General features: G+C 69.5%; 13 protein-coding genes. 8 read left to right on the top strand and 5 right to left on the bottom strand.

Annotated elements, in window-relative coordinates; translation table 11 throughout:
- Nucleotides 1-44 precede the first annotated feature (44 nt).
- Nucleotides 45-1,637, top strand: a complete 1,593-nt coding sequence (locus E8A74_RS32455; protein WP_232379849.1) for a lipopolysaccharide biosynthesis protein — start codon at nucleotides 45-47, stop codon at nucleotides 1,635-1,637.
- Between the two features lie 114 nt (nucleotides 1,638-1,751).
- The gene (gene ettA, locus E8A74_RS32450) at nucleotides 1,752-3,431 is read left to right on the top strand and encodes an energy-dependent translational throttle protein EttA (protein WP_136932996.1); all 1,680 of its coding nucleotides are present in this window, start codon (nucleotides 1,752-1,754) and stop codon (nucleotides 3,429-3,431) included.
- Between the two features lie 70 nt (nucleotides 3,432-3,501).
- On the opposite strand, the gene E8A74_RS32445 is transcribed toward ettA, so the two are convergent.
- Nucleotides 3,502-5,550: a MopE-related protein gene (locus tag E8A74_RS32445; protein WP_136932995.1), complete on the bottom strand. Its 2,049-nt coding sequence runs from the start codon at nucleotides 5,548-5,550 to the stop codon at nucleotides 3,502-3,504.
- 295 nt (nucleotides 5,551-5,845) lie between these two features.
- On the opposite strand from E8A74_RS32445, the gene E8A74_RS32440 reads away from it, so the two are divergent.
- Nucleotides 5,846-6,823 carry an endonuclease/exonuclease/phosphatase family protein gene (locus E8A74_RS32440; protein WP_170229548.1) on the top strand — a complete coding sequence of 326 codons (978 nt, stop codon included), beginning with the start codon at nucleotides 5,846-5,848 and terminating at the stop codon, nucleotides 6,821-6,823.
- A 141-nt stretch (nucleotides 6,824-6,964) separates the two neighbouring features.
- Here the strand turns inward: E8A74_RS32440 and E8A74_RS32435 are convergent, their stop codons facing one another.
- Nucleotides 6,965-8,683: a MopE-related protein gene (locus E8A74_RS32435; RefSeq protein WP_170229547.1), complete on the bottom strand. Its 1,719-nt coding sequence runs from the start codon at nucleotides 8,681-8,683 to the stop codon at nucleotides 6,965-6,967.
- A 160-nt stretch (nucleotides 8,684-8,843) separates the two neighbouring features.
- On the opposite strand from E8A74_RS32435, the gene E8A74_RS32430 reads away from it, so the two are divergent.
- Nucleotides 8,844-13,268: a translocation/assembly module TamB domain-containing protein gene (locus E8A74_RS32430; protein WP_136932992.1), complete on the top strand. Its 4,425-nt coding sequence runs from the start codon at nucleotides 8,844-8,846 to the stop codon at nucleotides 13,266-13,268.
- Between the two features lie 10 nt (nucleotides 13,269-13,278).
- Here the strand turns inward: E8A74_RS32430 and E8A74_RS32425 are convergent, their stop codons facing one another.
- Nucleotides 13,279-14,091: a phosphate/phosphite/phosphonate ABC transporter substrate-binding protein gene (locus E8A74_RS32425; protein ID WP_136932991.1), complete on the bottom strand. Its 813-nt coding sequence runs from the start codon at nucleotides 14,089-14,091 to the stop codon at nucleotides 13,279-13,281.
- Between the two features lie 98 nt (nucleotides 14,092-14,189).
- Between E8A74_RS32425 and E8A74_RS32420 the strand changes: the two genes are divergently transcribed.
- From E8A74_RS32420 to E8A74_RS32405, 4 genes are all read left to right on the top strand, one after another.
- On the top strand, nucleotides 14,190-17,453 hold the full coding sequence (locus E8A74_RS32420) for a POTRA domain-containing protein (RefSeq protein WP_136932990.1): 3,264 nt from the start codon (nucleotides 14,190-14,192) through the stop codon (nucleotides 17,451-17,453).
- 258 nt (nucleotides 17,454-17,711) lie between these two features.
- On the top strand, nucleotides 17,712-18,830 hold the full coding sequence (recA, locus tag E8A74_RS32415; protein WP_136933019.1) for a recombinase RecA: 1,119 nt from the start codon (nucleotides 17,712-17,714) through the stop codon (nucleotides 18,828-18,830).
- Between the two features lie 47 nt (nucleotides 18,831-18,877).
- Nucleotides 18,878-19,375, top strand: a complete 498-nt coding sequence (locus tag E8A74_RS32410; protein WP_136932989.1) for a SixA phosphatase family protein — start codon at nucleotides 18,878-18,880, stop codon at nucleotides 19,373-19,375.
- Between the two features lie 79 nt (nucleotides 19,376-19,454).
- Entirely contained in the window at nucleotides 19,455-20,423 is a 969-nt protein-coding gene (locus E8A74_RS32405) for an HD domain-containing protein (protein ID WP_232379848.1), read from the top strand.
- A 321-nt stretch (nucleotides 20,424-20,744) separates the two neighbouring features.
- On the opposite strand, the gene E8A74_RS32400 is transcribed toward E8A74_RS32405, so the two are convergent.
- Nucleotides 20,745-22,283 carry a hypothetical protein gene (locus E8A74_RS32400; RefSeq protein ID WP_136932988.1) on the bottom strand — a complete coding sequence of 513 codons (1,539 nt, stop codon included), beginning with the start codon at nucleotides 22,281-22,283 and terminating at the stop codon, nucleotides 20,745-20,747.
- Nucleotides 22,284-22,322: 39 nt separating this feature from the next.
- Nucleotides 22,323-23,045, bottom strand: a complete 723-nt coding sequence (locus E8A74_RS32395) for a hypothetical protein (RefSeq protein ID WP_136932987.1) — start codon at nucleotides 23,043-23,045, stop codon at nucleotides 22,323-22,325.
- Nucleotides 23,046-23,099 lie beyond the last annotated feature (54 nt).

Below are 23,099 nucleotides of genomic sequence, written 5' to 3'. Positions count from 1 at the left end.
AACGAGCGGTTGCCCTCCCGCGCGCGTTCTGCGAAGAAGCCGCCGTGCAAGAAGCCGCGCCCGCCCCCGCGACGAACGCCCCCGCGCCTGCCGCGAGCGGAGCGGCCCCCGCGCTCCCGACGCCCAGCGCCGCGCGCACCGCCGGGCGCGGCGGGCTCGCCATCGCCTTCGCGAAGGTCTCGTTCATCCTCTTCGGCTTCGTTCAGCAGCTCCTCCTCGAACGGCTGCTCGGCCAGGCCGGCTACGGGCAGATCTCCCGCGTCCTCGCGATCGTTGGCGTCTTGAACAACGTCGTCGTCTCGACCGCGCTCCAGGGCGTGTCCCGCGCGGTCTCGACGGCCTCCGCGGGCGAGGAGGGGGCCGTTTTTGCGCGCACGCTGCGTGTCCACGTGGTGCTCGCGGTCGTGCTCTCGCTCGGCTTCGCGCTCGCCGCGGGGACGATCGCGGCGGCGGTCGGCGCCCCGCACGTCGCGACGCCGCTGCGCCTCGTCGCGGCCGTCGTGCTGCTCTACGGCATCTACGCGCCGCTCGTGGGGTCGCTGAACGGACGCAGGCGTTTCCTCGATCAGGCCGGGCTCGACGTGGGCTACGGGCTGCTGCGCACGATCGGCATGGGCGTCGGGGCCTTCGCGCTCCTCCGGCTCGGCGGGAGCGGGACGCTCGGCGCGACGATCGGGTTCGTCTCCGCCGCCGCGCTCATCGTGCCGATCGCGATCACCCGCTCGGGGGTGGGCCGCCTCGGCGCCGCGGGGCCGAGCGCGCGCGACTACCTCGGCTTCCTCGGCCCGCTCGCGCTCGGCCAGATCGCGCTGAACCTCCTGCTCCAGACCGACTTCCTCCTGCTCAGCCGCTTCGTCGGGCGCGAGGCGAGCCGGCTCGGGCTCGCGGCGACCGCGTCCGACGATCTGCTCGGGATCTACCGCGGCGTGCAGCTCTTTTCGTTCCTGCCCTACCAGCTCCTCATGTCGGTGAGCTTCGTGCTCTTCCCGATGCTCGCGAAGGCCCGGGCCGAAAAGAGCGAGCCGCTCGTCGCCGAGTACACGCGCGCTGGCGTGCGCATCGCGCTCGTGGTGACGGGCGCGGTCTCGGGGACGATCGCGGCGCTCGCGCCACACGTGCTGCGATTTGCCTACAAATCGAGTGCGATCTGGGAGCACGGCGGGCCGGTGCTCCGTGTGCTCGCGCTCGGGATGGGGTCGTTCGCGATCCTCGGGATCAGCTCGGCGGCGCTGACGGGCCTCGGGCGCGAGCGGATGAGCGCGGCGTTCAATGCGCTCGCGGTCTGCCTCGTGGCGCTCGGGTGCGTGGGGGTGACGCCGCGCCTGCCGTTTGGCCCGCCGATGCTCCTCGCCACGGCGATCTCGACGTCGGTCGCGCTCGGCCTCGTGGCCGTCGTGGCGGCGCTCGCGCTGCGGCGCGAGGCGGGCGCGTTCGTCGCGCCGCTCTCGCTCGTGCGGGTGCTCGTGGCCGCGGCGGTGACGGTGGCCGTGGGGATGCGGCTGCCTTGGCTCGGCAAACCGGCCGTGCTCGCCCAAGGCCTCGTGACCGGCGCGCTGTATCTTTCGGTGCTCGTGGTGACGGGCGAGCTTGGCAAGAAGGACCTGTCGCTCGTCCGGAAGGTCCTCGGGAAGGCCTGAAGTTGCGGGAGAACCCGTACGTCGGGCGTGACGAATCGTCGGCTTTCGGTATCCTTCGCCGCCTCCCCCTCCCCTTCCCATTCATCATCAACTCGCGAGAGCGGTAAAAGAAACGTGGCGCATCAGTTCATTTTCACGATGCAGGACGTCCGGAAGGTGCACCCCCCGAACAAGGAGGTGCTGAAGGGCCTGTGGCTCTCCTTCTTCCCCGGCGCGAAGATCGGGGTCCTCGGGCACAACGGCGCAGGCAAGAGCACGCTGCTCCGGATCATGGCGGGCACCGACAAGGAGTTCCTCGGCGAGGCAAAGCCTGCCGACGGCACGCGCGTGGGCTTCCTTCAGCAGGAGCCGCGGCTCGACGCGGGCCGCACGGTGATCGAGAACGTCGAGGCCGCCGTCGCGGACACGCGCAAGCTGATGAAGCGCTTCGAGGAGATCGGCGTGCTGCTCGGCGAGTCGCCGGACAACATGGAGGAGCTGCTCGAAGAGTACGGGGTTTTGCAGGACAAGATCGACGCGTCGGGCGGCTGGGAGCTCGATCGCGTGCTCGAACGCGCGATGGACGCGCTGCGCCTGCCGCCGCCGGACGCCGAGGTCGCGCTCCTCTCGGGCGGCGAGCGTCGCCGCGTGGCGCTCTGCCGGTTGCTCCTCGAAAAGCCAGATCTTTTGCTGCTCGACGAGCCGACGAACCACCTCGACGCCGAGAGCGTGGCGTGGCTCGAGCGGTTCCTCGCGGAGTACACGGGCACCGTCGTCGCCGTGACCCACGATCGGTACTTCCTCGACAACGTGGCGGGCTGGATCCTCGAGCTCGATCGCGGCATGGGCTACCCGTACGAGGGCAACTACTCGGGCTGGCTCGAACAGAAGAAGAAGCGCCTCGAGCTCGAACAAAAGCAGGAGTCGTCGCGGCAGAAGACGCTCGAGCGCGAGCTCGAGTGGGTGCGGATGAACCCGCGCGCGCGGCAGGCCAAGAGCAAGGCGCGCCTCGCGGCCTACGAGACGTTGCTCGCCGAGGATCTGAAGGCGAAGGAGTACTCGCCGAGCCAGATCCACATCCCGGCCGGCGCGCGCCTCGGCAACGTGGTCGTGGAGGCCGATCACCTGACGAAGGCGTTCGGCGACAAGCTGCTCATCGACGACCTCTCGTTCTCGCTGCCGCGCGGCGGGATCGTCGGCGTGATCGGGCCGAACGGCGCGGGCAAGACAACGCTGTTCAAGATGATGATGGGCCTCGAGAAGGCCGACAAGGGCGCGCTCCGGATCGGCGAGAGCGTGGAGCTCGCGTACGTGGATCAGTCGCGCGACGCGCTCGATCCGAACAAGAGCGTCTGGCAGGAGATCTCGGGCGGCGAGCCGACGTTGCTCGTGGGCAAGCGTGAGGTGAACTCGCGCGCGTACGTGGCGTCGTTCAACTTCCAGGGCGCCGATCAGCAGAAGAAGGTCGGTGATCTCTCGGGCGGCGAGCGCAACCGCGTGCACCTGGCGAAGCTGCTCCGCCGCGGGGGCAACGTGCTCCTGCTCGACGAGCCGACGAACGACCTCGACGTCGACACGCTGCGGTCGCTGGAGGAGGCGCTGCTCGAGTTCGCGGGCTGCGCGGTGATCATCAGCCACGATCGCTGGTTCCTCGACCGCATCGCGACGCACATCCTCGCCTTCGAGGGCGACAGCAAGGTCGTGTGGTTCGAGGGGAACTACGAGGACTACGAGGCGGATCTGAAGCGCCGGAAGGGCGCCGACGCGAACGAGCCGCACCGGATCCGCTACCGGCGCATGAGCGACGTGGGCTGACGTTTCGTTCGAGTGCCAAAGAAAAACCGCCCCCGGATCCAGGAGGATCGGGGGCGTTTTTTTGTGGGAGCTACTGGCAGCGGCGAATGACGATGTCGTCCAGATTCCAGGACGACACGACATACGCGTCGAGCTGATTGACGCTGACGCCGAAACGGACGCGCATGGTCGCGGACTTGTAGGCGGTCAGATCATAGTTGTAGTTGTTCCACGCCTGCTCCTGGATGCCCGGCATGGCGCCCGACTGCCAGATCACGGTCCAGGTCGAGCCATTGTTCGCGGAGACCTCGATCGTGTTGATCATGTAGGGGTCGTAGTCGCTGTTCAGCCACCGCCAGAGGTCCATGGTCACGAATCCCGTGCCGCTCGTGTTGATGACGGGGCTCGTGAGGTAGTAGGCCGCGTGAACCACCGTGCTCGCATTGCCGCCGATGACGACGCCCGCGACGCCGTTGTCCGCGGTCAGGGTATGATCCGCGGCGGGATCCGGGAAGCCATACCCGTGCCCGCTGGACACCTTGGCCGCGCCGATCTGCCACTCGGTCCCGAGCCCCCACCCGGCGGTGTTGTTCACGAAGGTCTCGGAAAAAATCGAAACGATGTTCGGGACCGTCTCGTCGATCAGCCCATCACAATCGTTGTCCTTGCCGTCGCAAATCTCGGTGGAAGGCATGACGTTCTGCTTGCACGAGAGTGCCCCGCTCGTGCACGTCTGCGTGCCCGCGGCGCAAACCCCCTGAAGGCCGGTGGTGCACGCCGCGCCGCCACCCGGGTTGCCCTCGTCCGTCTGGCTGTCGCAATCGTCGTCGACGCCATTGCAAACCTCGGCCACGGGCTGGGCATTCTGGTTGCAGACCGGCGCGCCGTTCGTGCAGGCCGTCGTCCCCGGCCCGCAGATGCCGGGTTTTCCGGTCGAGCACACAACGCCCCCGCCCGGGTTGCCCTCGTCCGTCTGGCCGTCGCAGTCGTTGTCTTTGCCGTCGCACGTCTCGGCGCCGGCCATGGTCGTCGCCGCGCACGTGAGCGAGCCGTTCTGGCAGTTGAGCACGCCCGCCGCGCAGACGCCCTGGAGGCCCGTGGGGCACGCGCCGCCGCCGCCGGGGTTGCCCTCGTCCGTCTGACCATTGCAGTTGTCGTCGACGCCGTTGCACGTCTCGGCCGTGCCCATGCTGGGCACGCACATTTGCGGTTGTCCCGCGACGCAAGCCTGCACGGTCTTCTGGCACGCGCCCATGCCGCAGGTGAGCGTGCCGAGGCCGTCATCGATGAGGAGATTGCAATCGTCGTCGACGCCGTTGCACGTCTCGGGGCTCGGCATCCCGGGATTGCAAGCCTGGGGCATGCCGTTCACGCAGCTCTCGACGGTGTTCGCGCAGGCGCCGGCGCCGCAGGTGGTCTGCCCGAGATCCTCGTCGGACATCCCATCACAATCGTTGTCGAGCGCGTCGCAGGCCTCGACGACGGGGAGGGTCTCCCCTTCGCAGGGGCCCCAGGTGCCGCCGGCGCAGGTCTGCGTGCCGTCCTTGCATGCGCCGACGCCCTTCGTGGCGGCGCCGCCCGAATAACACGATTGCGTTTGTCCGTCGACGCAGGTGCAGCCCTCGTCGATCTGGCCGTCGCAATTGTCGTCGCTGCCGTCGCACGTCTCCGTTCCCGAGGGCGGCGGGAGCGGGGTGCAATCGGGGACGGCGCCGTCTTTGCAGCCGTCGACGGTGACGGAGCAGGCGCCGAGGCCGCAGGTGACCTGCGCGATGGCGTCGTCGACCTGGCCGTTGCAATCGTCGTCCTTGCCGTCGCACGTCTCCGTGGCGCTCGGCAAGACCTCGCCGGCGCACGCGGACCACTGGCCACCGGCGCACGTCGCGGTGCCGCCTTTGCATTCCCCTTGGCCCTGGGTGCCCGCGGGGCCGGTATAACAAGGCTGGGTCTCCCCCTCGTTGCAAACGGCGGTTCCGCCCTCGCCGCCCTCGCCGCCCGCCCCGCCGCGCCCGCCCGCCCCGCCGCTGCCGCCCGCGCCGTTGGAGGACGAGGATCCGCCGTCGCTGCACCCGAATGCAGCGACGCCGACGACGAGGAAAATTGCGCCCGCGAACAGCCCTTCGCGCATGAGGTTCCGCATGGCCCGCTCCTGAAAAGAATATTCCAAGCGAATGCCTGGTCGATTGATCCTCGCATGGATCACGAAGCGCTGTAAAGGCCGGGGGTCCGCGCGCCCCGTCGTCATGCGCCGAAGCGGCGTGCTCATGCATGGTTACGAACCTGACCATGCGCCGCATCGTGAAGCGGAGAACGACGCGGGGCTTGCCGCGCCGGAATGGCGACGGGACACTGAGCGCATGTTGCATGCTTCTTCTCGATCTCAAGGCTCTCGTTTCGGTGGATGGACTTGCCTCGCCCGCGCGGGGAGGCTCACGGTGGGCAGCGCGCTCGCGACCGCGCTGCTCGTGCTTTCGAGCGGAGGGTGCGGGCAGGAAGGCCGCGTCCGGGAGGGCGCGGGCGGCGATGCCGGCGGGAGCGGCGGGACGGGCGGGAGCGGCGGGAACGGCGGCGCCGGCGGCGGGGCGCCGAAGGACCCGCTGCCGCTGCGCGTGGCCAACTGGAACGTTCGCAATTATCTGAACGACAAGAACGACAGCGCGGCGGCGGACGAGGTGGTGCGGTCGACGGCGCAATACGTGAACCATCGAAAGGCCATCGGCGTGGTGCTTTCGGCGATCGACGCGGACGTCGTGGTGCTGCAGGAGGTCGAGAACGAGGCTTCCCTCGCGGACCTCGTGCAGAGCGAGCTTGGTGGAAAATACACGAGCATCGGGATCGTGGACGGAAACGACCCGCGCGGCGTGGACATCGGAATTCTCTCGAAGCTGCCGCTCGACAAGGTCGTCTCGCACAAGGACGAGCAATTCCCGCTGAATGGCACGGTGGGGCCGACGTATCGATTCTCGCGCGATTGCCCCGAATACCACCTCACCTACAACGGGCGAAAGCTCGTGCTCCTCGGCGTGCATTTCAAGGCGAAGGAGGACGACAATCCGAACAAGCGCCTCGCGGAGGCGCAACGCACGCGCGCGATCGCGAACGCGCTCGTGAAGGAGGACCCGTCACGCGGGGTGCTGGTGCTCGGCGACTTTAATGACGTGCCGGGCTCGCCGCCTTACCTCGCGATGATCGGCGAGGGGGACGGGACGTACACGAATGCGCCCGACTTCGTGCCGGCGAACGTCCGCTGGACCTACGATTACCAGGGCGCGCTGGAGCTCGTGGACCACCAAATGTCGCACCCTCTGCTCGCAGGGATGCTCGATCAGGCGTCCGTGACCATTCGCCACGGCGACGACGTGGACGACGCAACGGACCACGCGCCGATCGTGGCGACCTATGGGGTAAAATAAACCTAGGAAATCGAAACGCAGCCGAGGGCCGAGAAGCGCCGCGAGCGCCTCGAAGCTAGGGAGGGCGACGCAGGAATACACATGTATTCCGAGGAGCCCGACCGACGATTCGAGGCGCGCAGCAAGCTTATCGCCCCTCGGCTAGGGGCAGATTGTGGTGGAGACGATGACGTCGTCGATGTTCCACGAGCCCATCGGGTCGACCCCGGCCGAGGCGACGTTGAAGCCCCAGCGAATACGCATGGTGGCGTTCTTGTGCGGGGTGATGTCGTAGGACACCTTCGTCCAGGCAGAGGCCGTCGAAAGCACGGCGCCGCTTTGCCAGACCTGGACCCAGGCGGTGCCGTTGTACACCTCGATGACGTTGTTCATGTACGGCGTCACGTCGCTGTTCAGCCAGCGCTGGAACTGGAGATAGACGCCGGGCGCCGCCGAGGTGTCGAAGATCGGGCTCGTCAGGTAGTAGTAGCCGTGCGTCGTCGCGCTCTGCGAGCTCGTCGAGCAGCCGCCGACGACCACACCCGCGACCTTGTTGTCGGACGAGGACGAGGTGTCGGTCGCCGGATCGCTGTGGGTGCCGCTCGTGTTCTTGCAGGTGCCGTTGGCGACGGCCGCCTTGACCTCCCACTCGGGGCCGAGGGTCCAGTCGGGGGCGTCGCCGAAGTCTTCGTAAAGGAAGACCGGCGGGCCGCCCGTGCAGCGGAGTTGGCCCTCCGCGCAGGTCGTCGTGCCGCCGCAGCCGCAGGCCGCGCCGCTGCCCGGGTTGCCCTCGTCGACCGTGCCGTTGCAGTTCTCGTCGATGCCGTTGCACACCTCGAGGGTCGCCGACGAGTTCGGCTCGCAGAGGAGGGATCCGCTCGCGCATTTCAGCGTGCCGGTCCCGCAGGCGCCGGACTGACCCGTCTGGCAGGAGACGCCGCCCTCGGGGTTGTTCTCGTCGACCACGCCGTCGCAGTCGTCGTCGACGCCGTTGCACTTCTCGGGCGCTTGCGGGATGATCGGGAAGCAGTCGATCGTGCTGTTTTTGCACTGGATCGCGCCGTTCGCACAGACGCCGAGCAGGCCCGTGCCGCACTCGCCGCCCGTGCCGGGGATGTCCTCGTCCACCGTGCCGTCGCAGTCGTCGTCGATGCCGTTGCAGGTCTCGGGGACGGGCATGACGTCGGGGACGCACTCCAGTGCGCCGTTCGTGCAGGCGTACTTGCCCTTGGAGCAGGCGCCGATCAGCTCCGACACGCAGGCCTTCCCCTTCTCGGGGAACGAGTCGTCGACGATCTGATCGCAGTCGTTGTCCAGGCCGTCGCACTTCTCGAGCGTGGGCTGGAGCGGGACGCACTCGTTGAGCTGGCCGTTCTCGCAAGCGACGACCGTGACCTGGCAGGCGCCGAAGCCGCAGACCGTCGGCGCCATGTCGTCGACCGTCCCGTTGCAGTCGTCGTCGATGCCGTTGCAGCTCTCCTGCGTCTTCGGCACGACCTCGCCCTTGCACTTGCTCCACTTGCCATTCACGTCACACGTCTGCTGACCCGCGGTGCAGGAGCCGACGCCCTGCGTGCCGTTGGCGCCCGAGTAGCAGGACTGCGTTTGTCCTTCGACGCAGGGGCAATCCTCGTCGACGTCCTGATCGCAGTCGTTGTCCAGGCCGTCGCACAGCTCTGCGGTCGGCATGCACGTCGCGCCGCCCGCGCCCCCCTGGCCCCCTTCGCCGCCGGTGCCGCCGGTTCCGCCCGTGGCGCCGGTTCCGCCGCCACCCAGCCCCCCGGAGCCGCCTTGTCCCGGGGTTTCGCCGCCCGCGCAGCCAAATGCATGAATTGCCAAGCAGCCAAGCGCCACCAGCGTGGCGGGGATCGTCGATCGCATCGGTCCTCCGAACAACACGAAGCACAGGCGCACCCGCACCGGGACCTCGCACGCAAGACAGAAGGATGTTTCCAGGATTCTCGGGCCGCGTAAAGCGCCGAAGGTGCATGCGGGGCGGTGATCCCGGCACGGGGGACCGGCCTGAGGTAAGCTCGGCGCCATGGTGTCCGGGAGCGCGCCGACGAACAAACGCACGCGAAAACGCGGGCGTCGCGACGTCGGCCGCGCTTTCGCCGTCGCGCTCTGCGTGCTGTTTGCCCTCGTCGGAGCGATCCCGCTCGTCCTCGGGGCGCTCGTGCGCACAGGCACCGTGCGCGCGTGGGCCGCGCGCGAGACGGCTGCGCTCGTGCAGCGGGAGCTCGGCGTCGTCGCCCGCTACCGGGTCGCCGTGCAAGCGTGGCCGATGGCGATCGACCTCGAAGACGTGGTCGTCGACGCGACCGACGGCGGCGCGCCCGTGCTCGCGGTGGAGCGGATCAGCGTTCGTCCGCGGGTGTTCTCCCTGCTCGACGGGGAGCTCGACGTGGGCGAGGTCGAGGTGCTCGGGCCGCGGATCCGCGCCGTGGTCGAGGGCGGCGCGCTGAAGAACCTCGTGTACAAACTGCCGGCCTCGCAGCCCTCGGCCGCGAAGGCGCGGGCCCCGTTCTCCTCGCTCGCCGTGACGGACGCGCGCATCGACGCGCTCGTCGAGGGCGTGCACGTCGTGACCAGCGAGGTCGACGTCGACGTGTCCGCGGAGGACGATGGGGCCTTCGAGATCGCGCTCCGCGCAGGGAAATCGACGATCGTCCGGACGCACCCCATGCCCGGTCGACCGGACGAGGACATGGTCGACGAGGACGTGATCTGCCGGCTCGACACGCGGGTGCGTGTCGACGCGGAGGGGCTGCTCGTGCGGCGGCTCCGGCTCCTCGGGGCGGCGGATCTCGATCCGGACGCGGAGACGAGCCCGGGGTGCGAGCTCGCGCGGGAGGACTGGCGCTCGGTGGAGCTCGAGCTCGGCGCGCTGCGCGTGGAGCTGCCCAAGGGCGGGGCGCCGCTCGCCGTGCCGGCGTTTCGTGGCCGCGTGCGGACGCGGCTTCCGGTGCCGCTCGCGCATCGCTTCGTGGACACGCCGTGGCTCACGGGCGCCGTGGACCTCGACGTGGAGGTCGAGCACGACGGCAAGTCCACGCTGCCGCGCGTGGCGGGGCGCATCGAGGCGGATCGACCGGGCCTCTCGGGCAAGGTCTTCGCGACGACGTTCGAGGGCGAGCTGTCGATCGCCGAGGACGTCGTACGCGTGTCGAAGATCGAGCTCACGTGGGCCGACGGCACCGCGAAGATCGCCGACGTGAAGATCGAGCCGTTCGCGCCCGGCGCGCCGCTCACGGCGGGCCCGATCGAGGTCCGCGATCTCCAGTTCCCCGGCCTCCTCCGGGATCTCGGCGTGCACCCGCAGGCACACGTGGCCTGGCACCTCGAACGAGGCCGCTTCGAGCGGTTCACCGGCACGCTCTCGCCGCTCTCGCTCGACGGTCCGATGGAGATCACGACGCGGGACTTCGAGGTCTTCGACAAACCGACGACGGATCCCGCGCGTGGGCACATGATGGGCGTGGCCGAGGGGACGCTGCGCGGCTTCTTCCGGGTGCGGCCGACGGGGATCGTGCTCGACGACGTCGCGATCGAGACGCCGAAGTCGGAGCTGCACACGACGGTGAAGCTCTTCTTCCGGAGCTACCTCGACATCGAGATCGCGAAAGGATCCCACGTCGACCTGTCGGAGCTCTCGCCCCTGCGGAACATCCCGATCGCGGGGATCGCGGACGTTGCCGCGGTCGCGCGCGGGCCGTTCACGCGGCCGAAGGTCGAGGCCGACGTGGCGATCAAGGGCTTCGAGTTCGCGGCGTTCTCGTTCGGCGACGTGGAGAGCGCGCGCGTGTTCTTCGAGCCCTTCGATCTGCGCCTCGCCGACGTGCATGTGCGCAAGGGCGAGAGCAAGATCCGCGCGCCTGAGGTGCACGTCGACTTCGACGCGGGGCCGAACGTCGTGGTGGACGCGGAGCTCGACACGCAGAGCGCGCCGCACCTCTGGCTCCACGACTTCTACCGGATCGTGCACCTCGACGACGATCCGCGCTTCGCCGAGATCGACGGCAACGCGAGCGGGACGGCGCGGGTGCATTTCGTCGTCGGCGGGCCCGAAGATCGCTGCGGCGCGGGCCGCTTGCGCGTGAAGACGAAGATGCACCTCGAGGAGGTGGCGCTCTTCGGCGAGAAATATTCCGACGGTGACGTCGACGTCGATCTCGACTGGGAAGATCGCGAGGCGGGCGCGGCGGGGATGAACCTCGACGTGCACGCGGCGAGCCTGCGCAAGGGCACGGGCTCGCTGCTCGCGACGGTGTCGGTTCGTCCGGGCGGGCGTGTGTCCGGGCAAGCGATCGCCACGGGGATCCCGATCGATCACCTCGACGCGCTCGGCCGCATGGGCAAGCCGCTCGACGGCTCGATCTCGGCGATCGCGAACATCTCGGGCACGGTGAGCCAGCTCGAAGCGCAGGCCGACGTGCAGATCTCGCCGATCCGGATCGGGCCCTCGTCGCTGCCGTCGTCGCAGCTCCGCGTGCTCATGGGCTCCGAAGGCACGCAGGTGAAGACGGTCGGCTGGACGCGCTGCGGCAATCCACGCTCGGGGCCCTTCGATCGCGCCGAGTACGACAGGGACACGTCCGCGGGCACGTTCCGCGTCGACGGGATGCTCGCGGGCGGGCAGCTCGCGCTCTCGGACGTGCGCATCACGCGGCAGAAGCACAAGGTCGTGACGGGCAAGCTCACGACGCGTGGGCTCGATCTCGGCACGCTCGCGAACCTGATCCCGGGCGTCGCGTTCAGCGCCACGCCGCCGCATGGCAGCCTCGACGCGGCGCTCGAGATCCGCCGGCTGCCGCTCGACGATCTCGCGAAGAGCGACGTGATCGTCACGCTGACGGGGCTCGACCTCGATCGCGGCGGGCGTCGCGTGTCGCTGCAGGGGACGCCCGGGCCGATCGTCGTGCAGAACAACACGCTCGTGCTGCCCGACCTCGAGCTCGTCGTGCAGAGTGGCTCGGGTTTGTCGGCGCCGATCGCGCTCGGCGGCCGCGTGCAGCGCCTCGTGACCACGCCCGAGTTCGATGTGGGCTTGCGCGTCGGGCCGCTCGATCTCGGGCGCCTCTCCGCGGACATGCAGCAGGTCTCGCGGGCGCGCGGGTCGCTCGAAGCGAACCTGCGCGTGCAAGGCACGACGAACGCGCTGCGGTACGGCGGTTCGGCGCGGCTGCGCGGCGGCGAGCTCGCGCTGCGAGGGATGCCCGTGTCGCTCGACGACATCGAGGTGGACGTCGCGGTCACGAACAGCGAGGTGCGCATCCTGCGCGGCGCGGCCAAGGTCGGCGGCGGCGAGGTGAGCTTGACGGGGCGCATGCCGATCCGCGGCTTCGAGCTCGGCACGGCCGAGGCGTCGATCCTCGCGCGCGGCGTGAAGATGCCGCTCGGCGAGGGGATCAACTTGACCGCGGACGCCGACCTCTCCGCGACGTTCCGGCCCTTCACGAGCGACGAGGAGCGCGCGGAGCGGAACCTGCCCGAGGTGAAGGGCACGGTGTCGCTCACGTCGTTCACGTACTCGCGGCCGATCGCGCTGAGCCTCGACCTGAACCAGCTCGCGGGCGGGCCGAAGCGCACGGCGGTCGAGACGTACGACCCGAAGAACGACGCGCTTCGCTTCGACGTGAACGTGGTCTCGCCGCGGCCGATGCGCTTCTCGAACGGGCTCGTCGACATGCTGCTCGAAGTCACGCCGCCCGGGCTCGCGCTCTCCGGGACGAACCAGCGCTACGGCGCGCGCGGCAACCTGCGCATCCTGCCGGACTCGAAGCTCCGGCTGCGGAACAGCGAGTTCACGGTGCGCGAGGGATCGGTTCGTTTCGACGACCCGCTGCGCCTTTCGCCGCGGATCGATCTCCGCGCGCAGACCGAGTACCGGCGCTACGCGGCGACGAGCGCCCCGGGCGCGGCGCCCGCCGACACGAGCACGAGCGCGGCGGCGACTGCGACGCTCGGGCAGCAGTGGCGCATCAACCTCTACGCCCACGGCAATCAGGAGAACGTGAAGCTCGACCTCACGAGTGATCCGCCGCTCGGCCAGGAGGACATCGTCCTCTTGCTGACGCTCGGCCTCACGCGGGCCGAGATGGATCGTGGCCTCGCCTCGTCGCTCGGCGAGACCGTGGGCCTCGAAGCGCTCGCCGCGCTCACCGGCGCGGACAAGGCCGTGAAGACGATCGTGCCGCTCATCGACGAGTTCCGGTTCGGCACGTCGTACTCGTCGCGCACGGGCCGCACGGAGCCGACGGTCACGCTCGGCAAGCGCATCACGGAGGACGTGCGCGCCACCGTGACGACGGGCATCACCGAGAACCGCGAGGTCCGTTCGAGCATCGAGTGGCGCCTCGGCAAACGCGTCATCGTGCAGGGCGCGTACGACAACACGAACGACGTCTCGAGCTCGCCGCTCGGCAACCTCGGCGCCGACTTGCGCTGGCGGCTCGAGTTCGAATGATCGCGCGAGCTCAGCCGAAGCCGGGCAGATCGTCGAGCGCGGCGCGCACCGGCGCGTAGCTCTGCTCGCGACCCGGAACCCAGCGGCGCAGCCCCTCCATGTCGAGGAGCTTGCGGTGCTTGGGGTTCGCGTACGCCATCTCCGAGAGCACGCGCTTGAACGTCTCGGCCTTGTCCGCGGCGAGCGTGGGCATCGCGTCGAACATGCGCAGGTCGAAGGTCGGCGTCGTCCAGAGCACGTCGACGATGCGCGGATCGACGTGCCCCGTCGCCTGCTCGGCCTGGAAGACGAGGCTCCCGACCGCGCCCGCGTGCGCACGGCCTTCGTGCACGGCCGCGAGCACCGCGAGCTCGCTCGCGCCCGTGTCGCCGTGCTTGCCGACGTCGGAGTCGAACGCGAGGATCTTCACCTGGTTCAGATCCACGCCCGCTTGTTTCAAGTAGTAGAGCGGCAAGATCCGCGACTGCGCCGAGTCGCGCGTCCCCACGGCCAGCACCTTGCCGTGGAGGTCCGTGAGCTTGCGAACGACGACCTCCCGCCGGATGAGGATCTTCGCGCACACATCGCGGTCCCGGTCGCGCATGGCGATGCCGATGGCCTTGCCTTCGGTGCGTCGCTTCACACGCACATGGGAGATGCCGGAGTTCCAGGCGATGTCGACGTGCCCATGGAGCAGGGCCTCGATTTGCCGCTCGTAGCTGGAGAAAAGCGCGAAATCGAGGGACACGCCGTGCTCCTGGAAGTGCTCACGCATGCCCTCCCAGATGGTCACGACCTTTGGGTCGTATGCGACCGCCCCTATCAGGATCGTCGGATCAGCCATGCCGTACCTTTTGGCGAGCAACTCGGGCGGACGGTAGCATCGGGACGGGCGTCTCCAAAGGGCCGCGAGCCCCTCTGTGCCCCCATCCACCTCGGCCCGTGCCCATCCCGCGTTTTTCCCGGTCCCAACGAGCCCGCTGCCTGGCCGCGGCATGCTCGCTCGTCTGCCTGCTCGGCGCGGCGACGGCGGGGGCCGATGACGCGAAAAACCCGGGGACGAGCCCCGGCGAGAGCGCCGCGCTCGCCGGCGAGGAGCCGCAAGCCGCGCTCGCCGCGCCGCAGCTCGGGCCGCCGCCCGACACGAGCGCGCTCACGGGCAAACCGATCAAGCGCGTCGACGTCGTGACCGTGGGCTCCCGCTGGAGCACCTCGCCGCGCGTCACGAAGATCCGCACAGGCGAGCCGTTTCAGCCCTCGGCCGCGCGAACCGTGATGCGCGAGCTCACGGAGTCGGGGCAGTTCGCCCGCGTGACGGTCGAGGCGATCGCCGAGGGAGACGGCGTGGTCCTGCGCGCGCACGTCTTGCCGCGGCGCATCGTGGCCTCGATCCGCCTCTCGGGCGCGACGCTGGATCGCGCCGCGACGCTCGACGCGGGGCGCGTGCGCGAAGGCGGCGAGATCACGGCGCCGATGTTGACGGAGATGGGCCAGCGGATCCGCCGGTACTACGCGGATCACGGCTACCCCCAGGCGAACGTCACGTCCGACGTCTCGGACACGGACGATCCGGGCCGCGTCGTCTTGCGCATCGACATCGACGCGGGCGCGCCGCGCACCGTGTCGCGCCGCTCCTTCGTGATCACGCCCGGCATGGAGCGCGAGCTCGGCGGCCGGGAAGAGCGTTATCGGTTCGGGGTCGGCGCGCGCATCGACGAGCCGCTGCTCGAAGAGGCCGATCGGGAGCTCGCCGAGGCGCTGCGCGAGAGCGGCTTTTACCGCGCCGACGTCAAGCACGCGGTGCGGCTCTCGGCGTCGAGCAGCGAGCTCTTCGTGTACGTCACGCCGGGGCCGCGGATCGTCCCGGTCTTCGAGGGCAACCGCTCCGTCGACGAGGTCGAGCTCTCCGCCGCGGTCGCACCAAAGAAGGGCCTCGAACAGAAGACGCAAGAACTCATCGAGCGGCTCACCCGCTTCTACGTGCAGCGCGGCTTCCTCGACGCGCGCGTCGTCGCCGAGGAGCGCGGCGGCCCGAACGATCCGGTGCATCACCTCGTGCTGCGGATCGACGAGGGCGAGCAGGTGCGGGTCGTGCAGCGCATCTTCCCGTGCCTGCCGAAGACCTGGAACGCCGAGCAGGTGCGCGGCGAGATCGACAGCTTCCTCGTGGAGGATCTGCCCGGCGACAAAGGTTTTTCGCTGAAGGACCCGAACGCGGTCTCGGCCCTCTTCGGCGGGCGCGGGCCGCGCGCCGTGGCGAGGCCGCTCGATCTGAACCCGGCCGAGACGTACGCGCCCGAGACGTACGAGCGCGCGCTCAAGCACCTGAAGGATCTCGCGTACAGCAAGGGCTACCTCAACGCCATCGTCGGACCCGTGCAGATCGAGCGCGCGACATGCAGCACGCGTTCGCCCGCGGGACGCTGCATGCCCGAGCCGCGCGAGCCGAACGAGGCTGTCTGCGCGAAGGACGCCCTCGGCCTCCCGCTGCCGGAGCCGGAGCCCCCGCAGACGCTCGCGTGCCGCCCCGATCCCCTGAAGCACGTCGAGTGCTCGCGCGAGATCGCGCTGCGCATCCCGATGCACCTCGGCCCGCAGACCTTGCTGCACGACGTCGCCTTCGAGGGCAGCCGCACGCTCTCCGAGCAGGCGCTCTTCGAGACGAGCCGCCTCGAGCTCGGCAAGCCGCTCTCCACGATCGAGCTCGAAGCGGCGCGCCTCCGGCTCGTCGAGGCCTACCGCGATCGCGGGTATGCGTTCGCCGAGGTGAAGGCGGCGATCGAGCCCTCGCCCGACCGCACGCGGGCGCGCGCTCGCTTCGCGATCACCGAGCGGGATCAGGTCATCGTCGGCGGCTTCGTCGTGCGCGGCGCGCTGCGCACGAGCGAGGCGCTCATCCTGCGCCGTGTCACGCTCCAGGAGGGCAAACCCTTCGTGGAGCGCGACGCGCGGCGCAGCGAGGAGCGCATCGGCTCGCTCGGCGCATTCTCCAGCGTCTCGGTGGGCCTCGAAGATCCGGAGGTCCCGCAGAAGCAGAAGCGCGTGCTCGTCACGGTGACCGAGCAGGTCCCGCAGTACCTCGATCCACGCGTCGGCTTCTCCACGGGCGAGGGCCTGCGCTTCGCCGTCGAGTACGGTCACAAGAACATCGCGGGCCTCGCCATCGCGCTCACCTTGCGCGTGCAGCTCTCGTACCTCTTCGACTTCATCGTCCTCGATCCCGGCGTGCGCGCCGACTACGAGAAGAAGCTCAGCGTCGGCCAGCAGCTCGAACGCCGGAACACCGCGTCGATCGCGTTCCCCGAGATCGGCCTCGGCCCGCTCGTGAGCCTCTCGATCGACGGCATCGACGTGCGCGACAACCAGCGCGGCTTCGGCATCACCCGCCAGGCGCTCGTGCCCACGCTCGCCTACCGGCCGAGCCGCACGGTCACGATGCGCCTCGGCGCGTCCGCGGAGGTGAACGAGGTCGACGTCTTCAACGAGACCGCCCTCGACTCGCCGATCATCCCGCTGCTCCGCGTCCCCTTCGGCAGCACCTTCGCCGTCGCCGAGCGCATCAACTTCGCGTGGGACGGCCGCAACAGCGCCTTCGCCGCGACGAAGGGCGCGCTCGTCGCGCTCGGCGTCGAGCACGTCAACGCGCTGCCCACCGACGAGGACGAGGCCACGATCAACAGCCACTTCCTGCGCATGTCCGGCCGCGTCGCCGGCTACTTCGAGCTCGGCTCGAAGGGCCCGAGCATCGCGATGAGCCTCGCGGCCGGCTACAACCTCCAGCTCAAGGACGGCAGCTCCACCTACCCCGACCGCCTCTTCTTCCTCGGCGGCGTCGACACGATCCGCGCCTTCCTCGCCGACGCGCTCGTGCCCGAGGACGTCGCGCGTGGGCTCGTCGCGAAGGGCCAGACCACGCGCTCGGCCGTCCTCGCGAACGTCCCGATCCGCGGCGGAGACCTCTCGATCAACCCGCGCCTCGAGCTCCGCGTGCCCGTGACCGACCTCTTCCAGGCCGGCTTCTTCCTCGACACGGGCAACCTCTGGAAGGAGCCGACGGCCATCGACTTCACGCTCCGGTACGCCCTCGGCGCGGGCCTGCGCATCACGACCCCCATCGGCCCGCTCGCGCTCGACTACGGCTTCAACCTGAACCGCCGTCAGTGGGAGGACATCGGCGCCTTCCACTTCTCGATCGGCCTCTTTTGAGGAGGGATCCGGCCTCGTTGGGCCGGCTCCCTACGTCCCTCACGCCGCTACGCTTCGTTCGGGCCTACCCTGGGGCTTGGCCGCTGTCTTGGGCGGCCAAAAAAGAGACACGCCAGACAGGACATTTCGTGTCCTACCCGCGACCGTTCAGCCTTGCCTCCTGAACAGCCGGACAGTATACGCAGCCGAGACGAACGGTTCGTGGCGCAAAACCCGCGACCCAGTACCCTCTTTGCCCCCCTGCCCCCCGAGGTCGCCATGAGTGACGAGAAAAACCCCAAGCAGAAGCTCGCCGCGCTGGAGCTCGCCATCGCGAGCGTCGAGAAGGAATACGGCAAGGGCGCGATCATGCGCCTCAAGGAGGGGCAGAGCCTGCACGACGACGTCGCCGCCGTCTCCAGCGGCTCGCTCTCGCTCGACATCGCCCTCGGGATCGGCGGCTACCCCCGCGGCCGCATCATCGAGATCTACGGCCCGGAGTCCTCCGGCAAGACCACGCTGACCCTGCACGCGATCGCGCAGATCCAGCGCACCGGCGGTGTCGCCGCCTTCATCGACGCCGAACACGCCCTCGACGTGAACTACGCGAAGAAGCTCGGCGTGAAGACGGACGAGCTGCTCATCTCGCAGCCCGACTACGGCGAGCAGGCCCTCGAGATCGCGGACATGCTCGTCCGCTCGAACTCCGTCGACATCATCGTCATCGACTCCGTCGCCGCCCTCGTGCCCAAGGCCGAGATCGAAGGCGACATGGGCGACAGCCACGTCGGCCTCCAGGCCCGCCTCATGAGCCAGGCGCTGCGCAAGCTCACCGGCACCGTGGCCCGCTCGAACTGCCTGCTCATCTTCATCAACCAGATCCGCCTGAAGATCGGCGTGATGTTCGGCAACCCCGAGACGACGAGCGGCGGCAACGCCCTCAAATTCTACTCCTCGGTGCGCATGGACATCCGCGCCATCGGCAAGATCAAGGAGGCCGCGGCGACCGGCAAGGAGCCCGCCGTGGTCGGCAACCGCACCCGCGTGAAGATCGTGAAGAACAAGATGGCGCCGCCCTTCCGCGAGGTGGAGTTCGACATCCTTTACGGCCAGGGCATCAGCCACGCCGGCGACGTCATCGACCTCGCGACGGAAGCAAACATCGTCGAGAAGAGCGGCGCCTGGTTCTCCTTCCAGGGCGAGCGCATCGGCCAGGGCCGCGAAAACGCCCGCACCTACCTGGAGCAGCACCCCGACGTGCTCGACCGCATCGAGGCGCTCGTGCTCGCCAAGCACGGCATCCAGCGCTCCGGCAAGGCGCCCGAAGCCGCCCCGGCCGGCAAGAAGGGCGACGCCGCCCCCGCCGAAGGTCGCCGCGCCCCCGCGAAGACCAACTGAACCATCCCCGAGGGGGCCTCCCTCGTGGCAGGCTCCCTCTCGTCACCATGAACCTCTACGTGATGCGCCACGGCCTCGCGGCCGACAGCTCGCCGTCGGGACGAGACCGCGATCGTCCCCTCACCCCCGAAGGCATCCTCGGCGTCGAGGAAATCGGCAAGACGCTGCGGACCCAGCAAGGTCCGACGCTCGGCCGCATCGTGGCAAGCACCTACGTGCGCGCGCATCACACCGCAGAGCTCATGGCCGGCGCGCTCGGTGTCGCGGCGATCCCGATCGAGACGTTCCCAGAGCTCGAACCGGACGAGTCGCCGCCCGTCGCGCTCCTGCGCGAGCTCGCCGCAGCAGACGCAGACGCGCTGCTCGTCGGCCATCACCCGATGGTGATCGCGCTTCTGCGCTTGCTCGTGCGTGACGTCGGCGAGCTGCCGCTCGGCTTGCACCCAGGCATGCTCGTGGGCATCGCGCGCCCGAGCGAGCCGAACGCGACCACGCAGATCGGCGGCTCCTTCCGCGTGACGACGGTGCTCCGCCCAGGCCGCTGACGCGCGCGCTCGCGCTCGACAGGCAAGGCGCGCCGCGCTACGCCCTCCCCCTCCCCTGTTTTCAAGCGAGATCGGAAGCGTGCAGGAAGAGACGAAGGCCCCCAAGACCCCCGATCCCGAGCGGGCCATGACGGCACTCGCCTGGGCCGTCGAGCGCGCCGAGCGAGGCACGCCCCCGCCGCCTGCCGAGCCAGGCGCCGCCCCCACGCATCCCGTCGCGGACAGCGAAGACTTCCGCGCCGCCTCGTCGCTCTACCTCCCCGACGTCCGCCGTTCCATCGACCGCATCATCATGTCGCGCGACGCCGAAGACGGGCTCGACGCGCTCCTCGAATGCGGCGCCCTCAGCGCCATGTTGCCCGAGGTCAAAGCGATGGTCGGCTTCGGCGACGGCGAGTGGCGTCACAAGGACGTCTGGAAACACACGAAGCAAGTGGTTCGCCAGGCCGTCCCCCGGCTCGAAGTCCGGTGGGCAGCGCTCCTGCACGACATCGGCAAGGTCAAGACGCGTACGATCTCGCCTTCGGGGGAAGTTCACTTCTTCGGCCACGCCGAGGTCGGCGCGCGCATGTTCGACCGGCTCGACCGGCGTTTGCCGATCTTCAACCCCGAGCCCGCGCTGAAGAGCTCGGTGCGTTTCCTGATCCTGCACCACCTGCGGGCAAGCCAGTACGAGGCCTCGTGGACCGATAGCGCCGTGCGCCGGTTCGCGAAGGAGATGGGTGATCAGCTCCAGGACCTGCTCGACCTGTCGCGCGCAGACATCACCACGAAGCGGCCCGAAAAGAAGAAGAAGGGCCTGCGCCAGATCAGCGATCTCGCCGACCGCGTGGAGCAAATCCAGAAGCTCGACGCCGTCGTGCCCCCGCTGCCAAGCGGCATCGGCGACGAGATGATGCGCGCCTTCGGCCTGCCGCCCTCGCGCAAGATCGGCGACCTGAAGAAGGCACTCGAAGCTGCGATCGACAGCGGCGAAGTGCCGTCGCACCAGTGTGCCGACGTGTACCTCCAGTTTTTGCGGGAAAACGCAGGGCGGTTCGGGCTGTAGGCAGGCAGCGCCGCGCCCGGGGCTCTGCCCCGGACCCCGCGGGGGGCTGTCCGCCCCCTCGACCCCGGACCAGCCAGGGGCTGGACCCAGGGTTGAAAAACTGCGCTCCGCGCAGTTTTTCAAACAGGCCGACGAAGAAGCCGGGGGGCCAGCCGAACCAGCAGCGCGGCTGTTTTGGTGGGGAACGTCGTTGCCGGTCTTGACCGGGCCTGTTCGATGAACTGCGCATCGCGCAGTTCATCGAGCTTGGGTCCAGCCCCTGGCTGGTCCGGGTGCAGGGGCGGACAGCCCCTGCTGGGGCCTGGGGCAAAGCCCCAGACGCTAGCGGCGCCGGTTCTCGACGAGCGAGACCACGAAGTCGAGGCCGCCGCGCACGCGCTCGGGCAGGACGCCGTCGATTCGCTTGCCCAGGCTGTGCTCGAACTTTGCGCGCTCCTCGCGGAGCTCGTCGAGGGCGCGCGCGAGTTCCTGCTTCGCAGCTTCAAGCGCACCCTTCACCGCCTCGTGCTCGCGTCTTTCAGCTTCGAGCGCGCCCCTCGCAGACTCGTGCTCACGCCTTTCAGCTTCGAGCACGCGCCTCAAAGACTCGTGCTCACGCCTTTCTGCTTCGAGCACACCCCTCACAGACTCGTGCTCACGCCTTTCTGCTTCGAGCGCGCCCCTCACAGACTCGTGCTCACGCCTTTCTACTTCGAGCACGCGCCTCAAAGACTCGTGCTCACGCCTTTCTGCTTCGAGCGCGCCCCTTGCAGCCTCGTGCTCACGCCTTCCCGCTTCGACCTCGCCCTTCGCCACCTCGGTCTCTCGTTCCTTTTCCGAGAGCGCCCCCTGCAGCGACGCGACCTCCTTGCGGAGCGCCTCGATCTCCTCCTTCGACGGCCCCTCGACGACCGCCGCCGCGGGCTCCGCGGCCGGCGGCTCCGGCGCCGCGGCCACCTCGACGACCGCGGCGCGCATCACCTCGCCCTCGGTCGTCCCGATCCAGACCGACGTCGCCCCCTTCGTCGTCGTCACCAAGAGCACCCGCGGCCGGCCTTTTCCGCCCGCCGCCGTCGTGCTCACCGGCGCCTTTGGTCCCTCGCTCGGCGCGGCCAGCGACGCCGCCTCGTACAGCGCGAGCTTCCCGCTCGCGAACGCCACGATCACGCTCGTGTCCGTCACCGCGACATCTGCGATCGGCGCGTCCAGCGTGACGAGTGACGCCTCCGCGCGCTCCCCATCCCGCATCACCACGCAAAGCCCCGCGCTGCCGCGCTTGTACACCACGCAGGACACGCGGCCTCCGCGCACCTGATCGAACTCCGCCGCCTCCGCCGGCAACGTCACCCGCGCGCTCGGCCCGCGCTCCGGCGCCGTGCCCGGATACACGCGAAGCTGCCCGCCGCCTTCCCCCTCGGCCAGCAGGTACGTCACGCCGTCCCCCACGTCCCCCGCGCGCATGCGCCCCGGAACCTCGACCGGCCGCGCGCCCACCTCACCACGACCGAGCGAGAGCGTGAGCACCTTGCCCTCGTCGCTGATCGCGAGCGCGCCTTCTCCGGAGGGACGCGCGAGCAGCATCCGCATGTCGCGTACGATCTCACGCACCCGGTACGGATCGGCGAGCGGCACGGACCACACCGTGCCCTCCTTGTCGCGCACGAGCGCCACGTCTTTCGACAGCAGCGCCACCTCCTGCGCGGTGATGCGAGGCAGATCGATCGCGTCTCCGCTCGTCGCCGCCACGGGCGTGACCGCCATGCGGGCTGGCCTCGACGTCAAAAACGCGACGAGGCCCGGGCCCCCGAGCCATGCGCAGGCCGAGGCGCCTGCGCCGAGATCGAGGATCTTGCGCGGAGAATCGAGGTGCGAAGTCGACATGGCCCGGAGCGTACCCGAGCCAGACCCGTCTTGTACGTACTACTTGAGCCGCGCGTCACACGTCGCGCAGCGCTTCGGCACGGCGTCCTTGTGGTAGACCTCGCCGCACCGGCCGCAGAGCCGTGCGTCGCGCTCGAACGCGATGAGCTTGCCGCTCGCCTTGCACTTGAGCCCCGCGACCTGCGCCGGCTCGAGCGGCAGCGTCTCGGCCGATCCCTCGTTCGCGTTTTCCAGCGCCCCCGCCGCGAGGTCCTCCATCTTCGCCGGGATCCGCTCGCGCGCCTCGCGCAGCACCTTGCCGGCCGCCTCGGGCAGCGCCGCGAGGGAGATCACGATCGACGTCCCCTCCCCCTCCACCGTCAGCGTCCGATCGCCGAGCACGAGCCGGCGCACCGCGTTCCACGCGATCCGCTCGATCTCGTTTCCGCCCTTCTCGACCCCGACGCCCGCGTCGCCCACGCGGATCGGCAGCGCCGCCCGTGGCCCGAACAGCGCCGTCACGAGCAGCACGGCCGCGCCGGCGGCGAGCAGGTACGGCGCGGCTTTGTGCGGCCCGAGCGCCTCGTCGCGCAGCCATTGCCCGTACGTCCCGGCCCCGACGAGCACTGCCGCCACCGAGAACGCGAGCACCGACAGGATCGCCGACGGCGAGCTCTTCGGCTCGAACCGCTTCTCCGTGCGCGGATCCGAGCGGAGCTTCAGCACGACCTCGTCCCGCGAAGGCGCCTTCTTTCCGCCCTTCTTCGTCTTTGCCTCTCCCATCGTCCCTCGCGCTTGCTCTATCGGATGCGCTGCCCGAACGCAAACAGGCAAGGT

The sequence above is a fragment of the Polyangium fumosum genome, from assembly GCF_005144585.1.
Lineage (GTDB): Bacteria > Myxococcota_A > Polyangia > Polyangiales > Polyangiaceae > Polyangium > Polyangium fumosum.
Note: the sequence above shows the minus strand (reverse complement) of the source record. Positions and strands in the feature narration are given on the sequence as shown.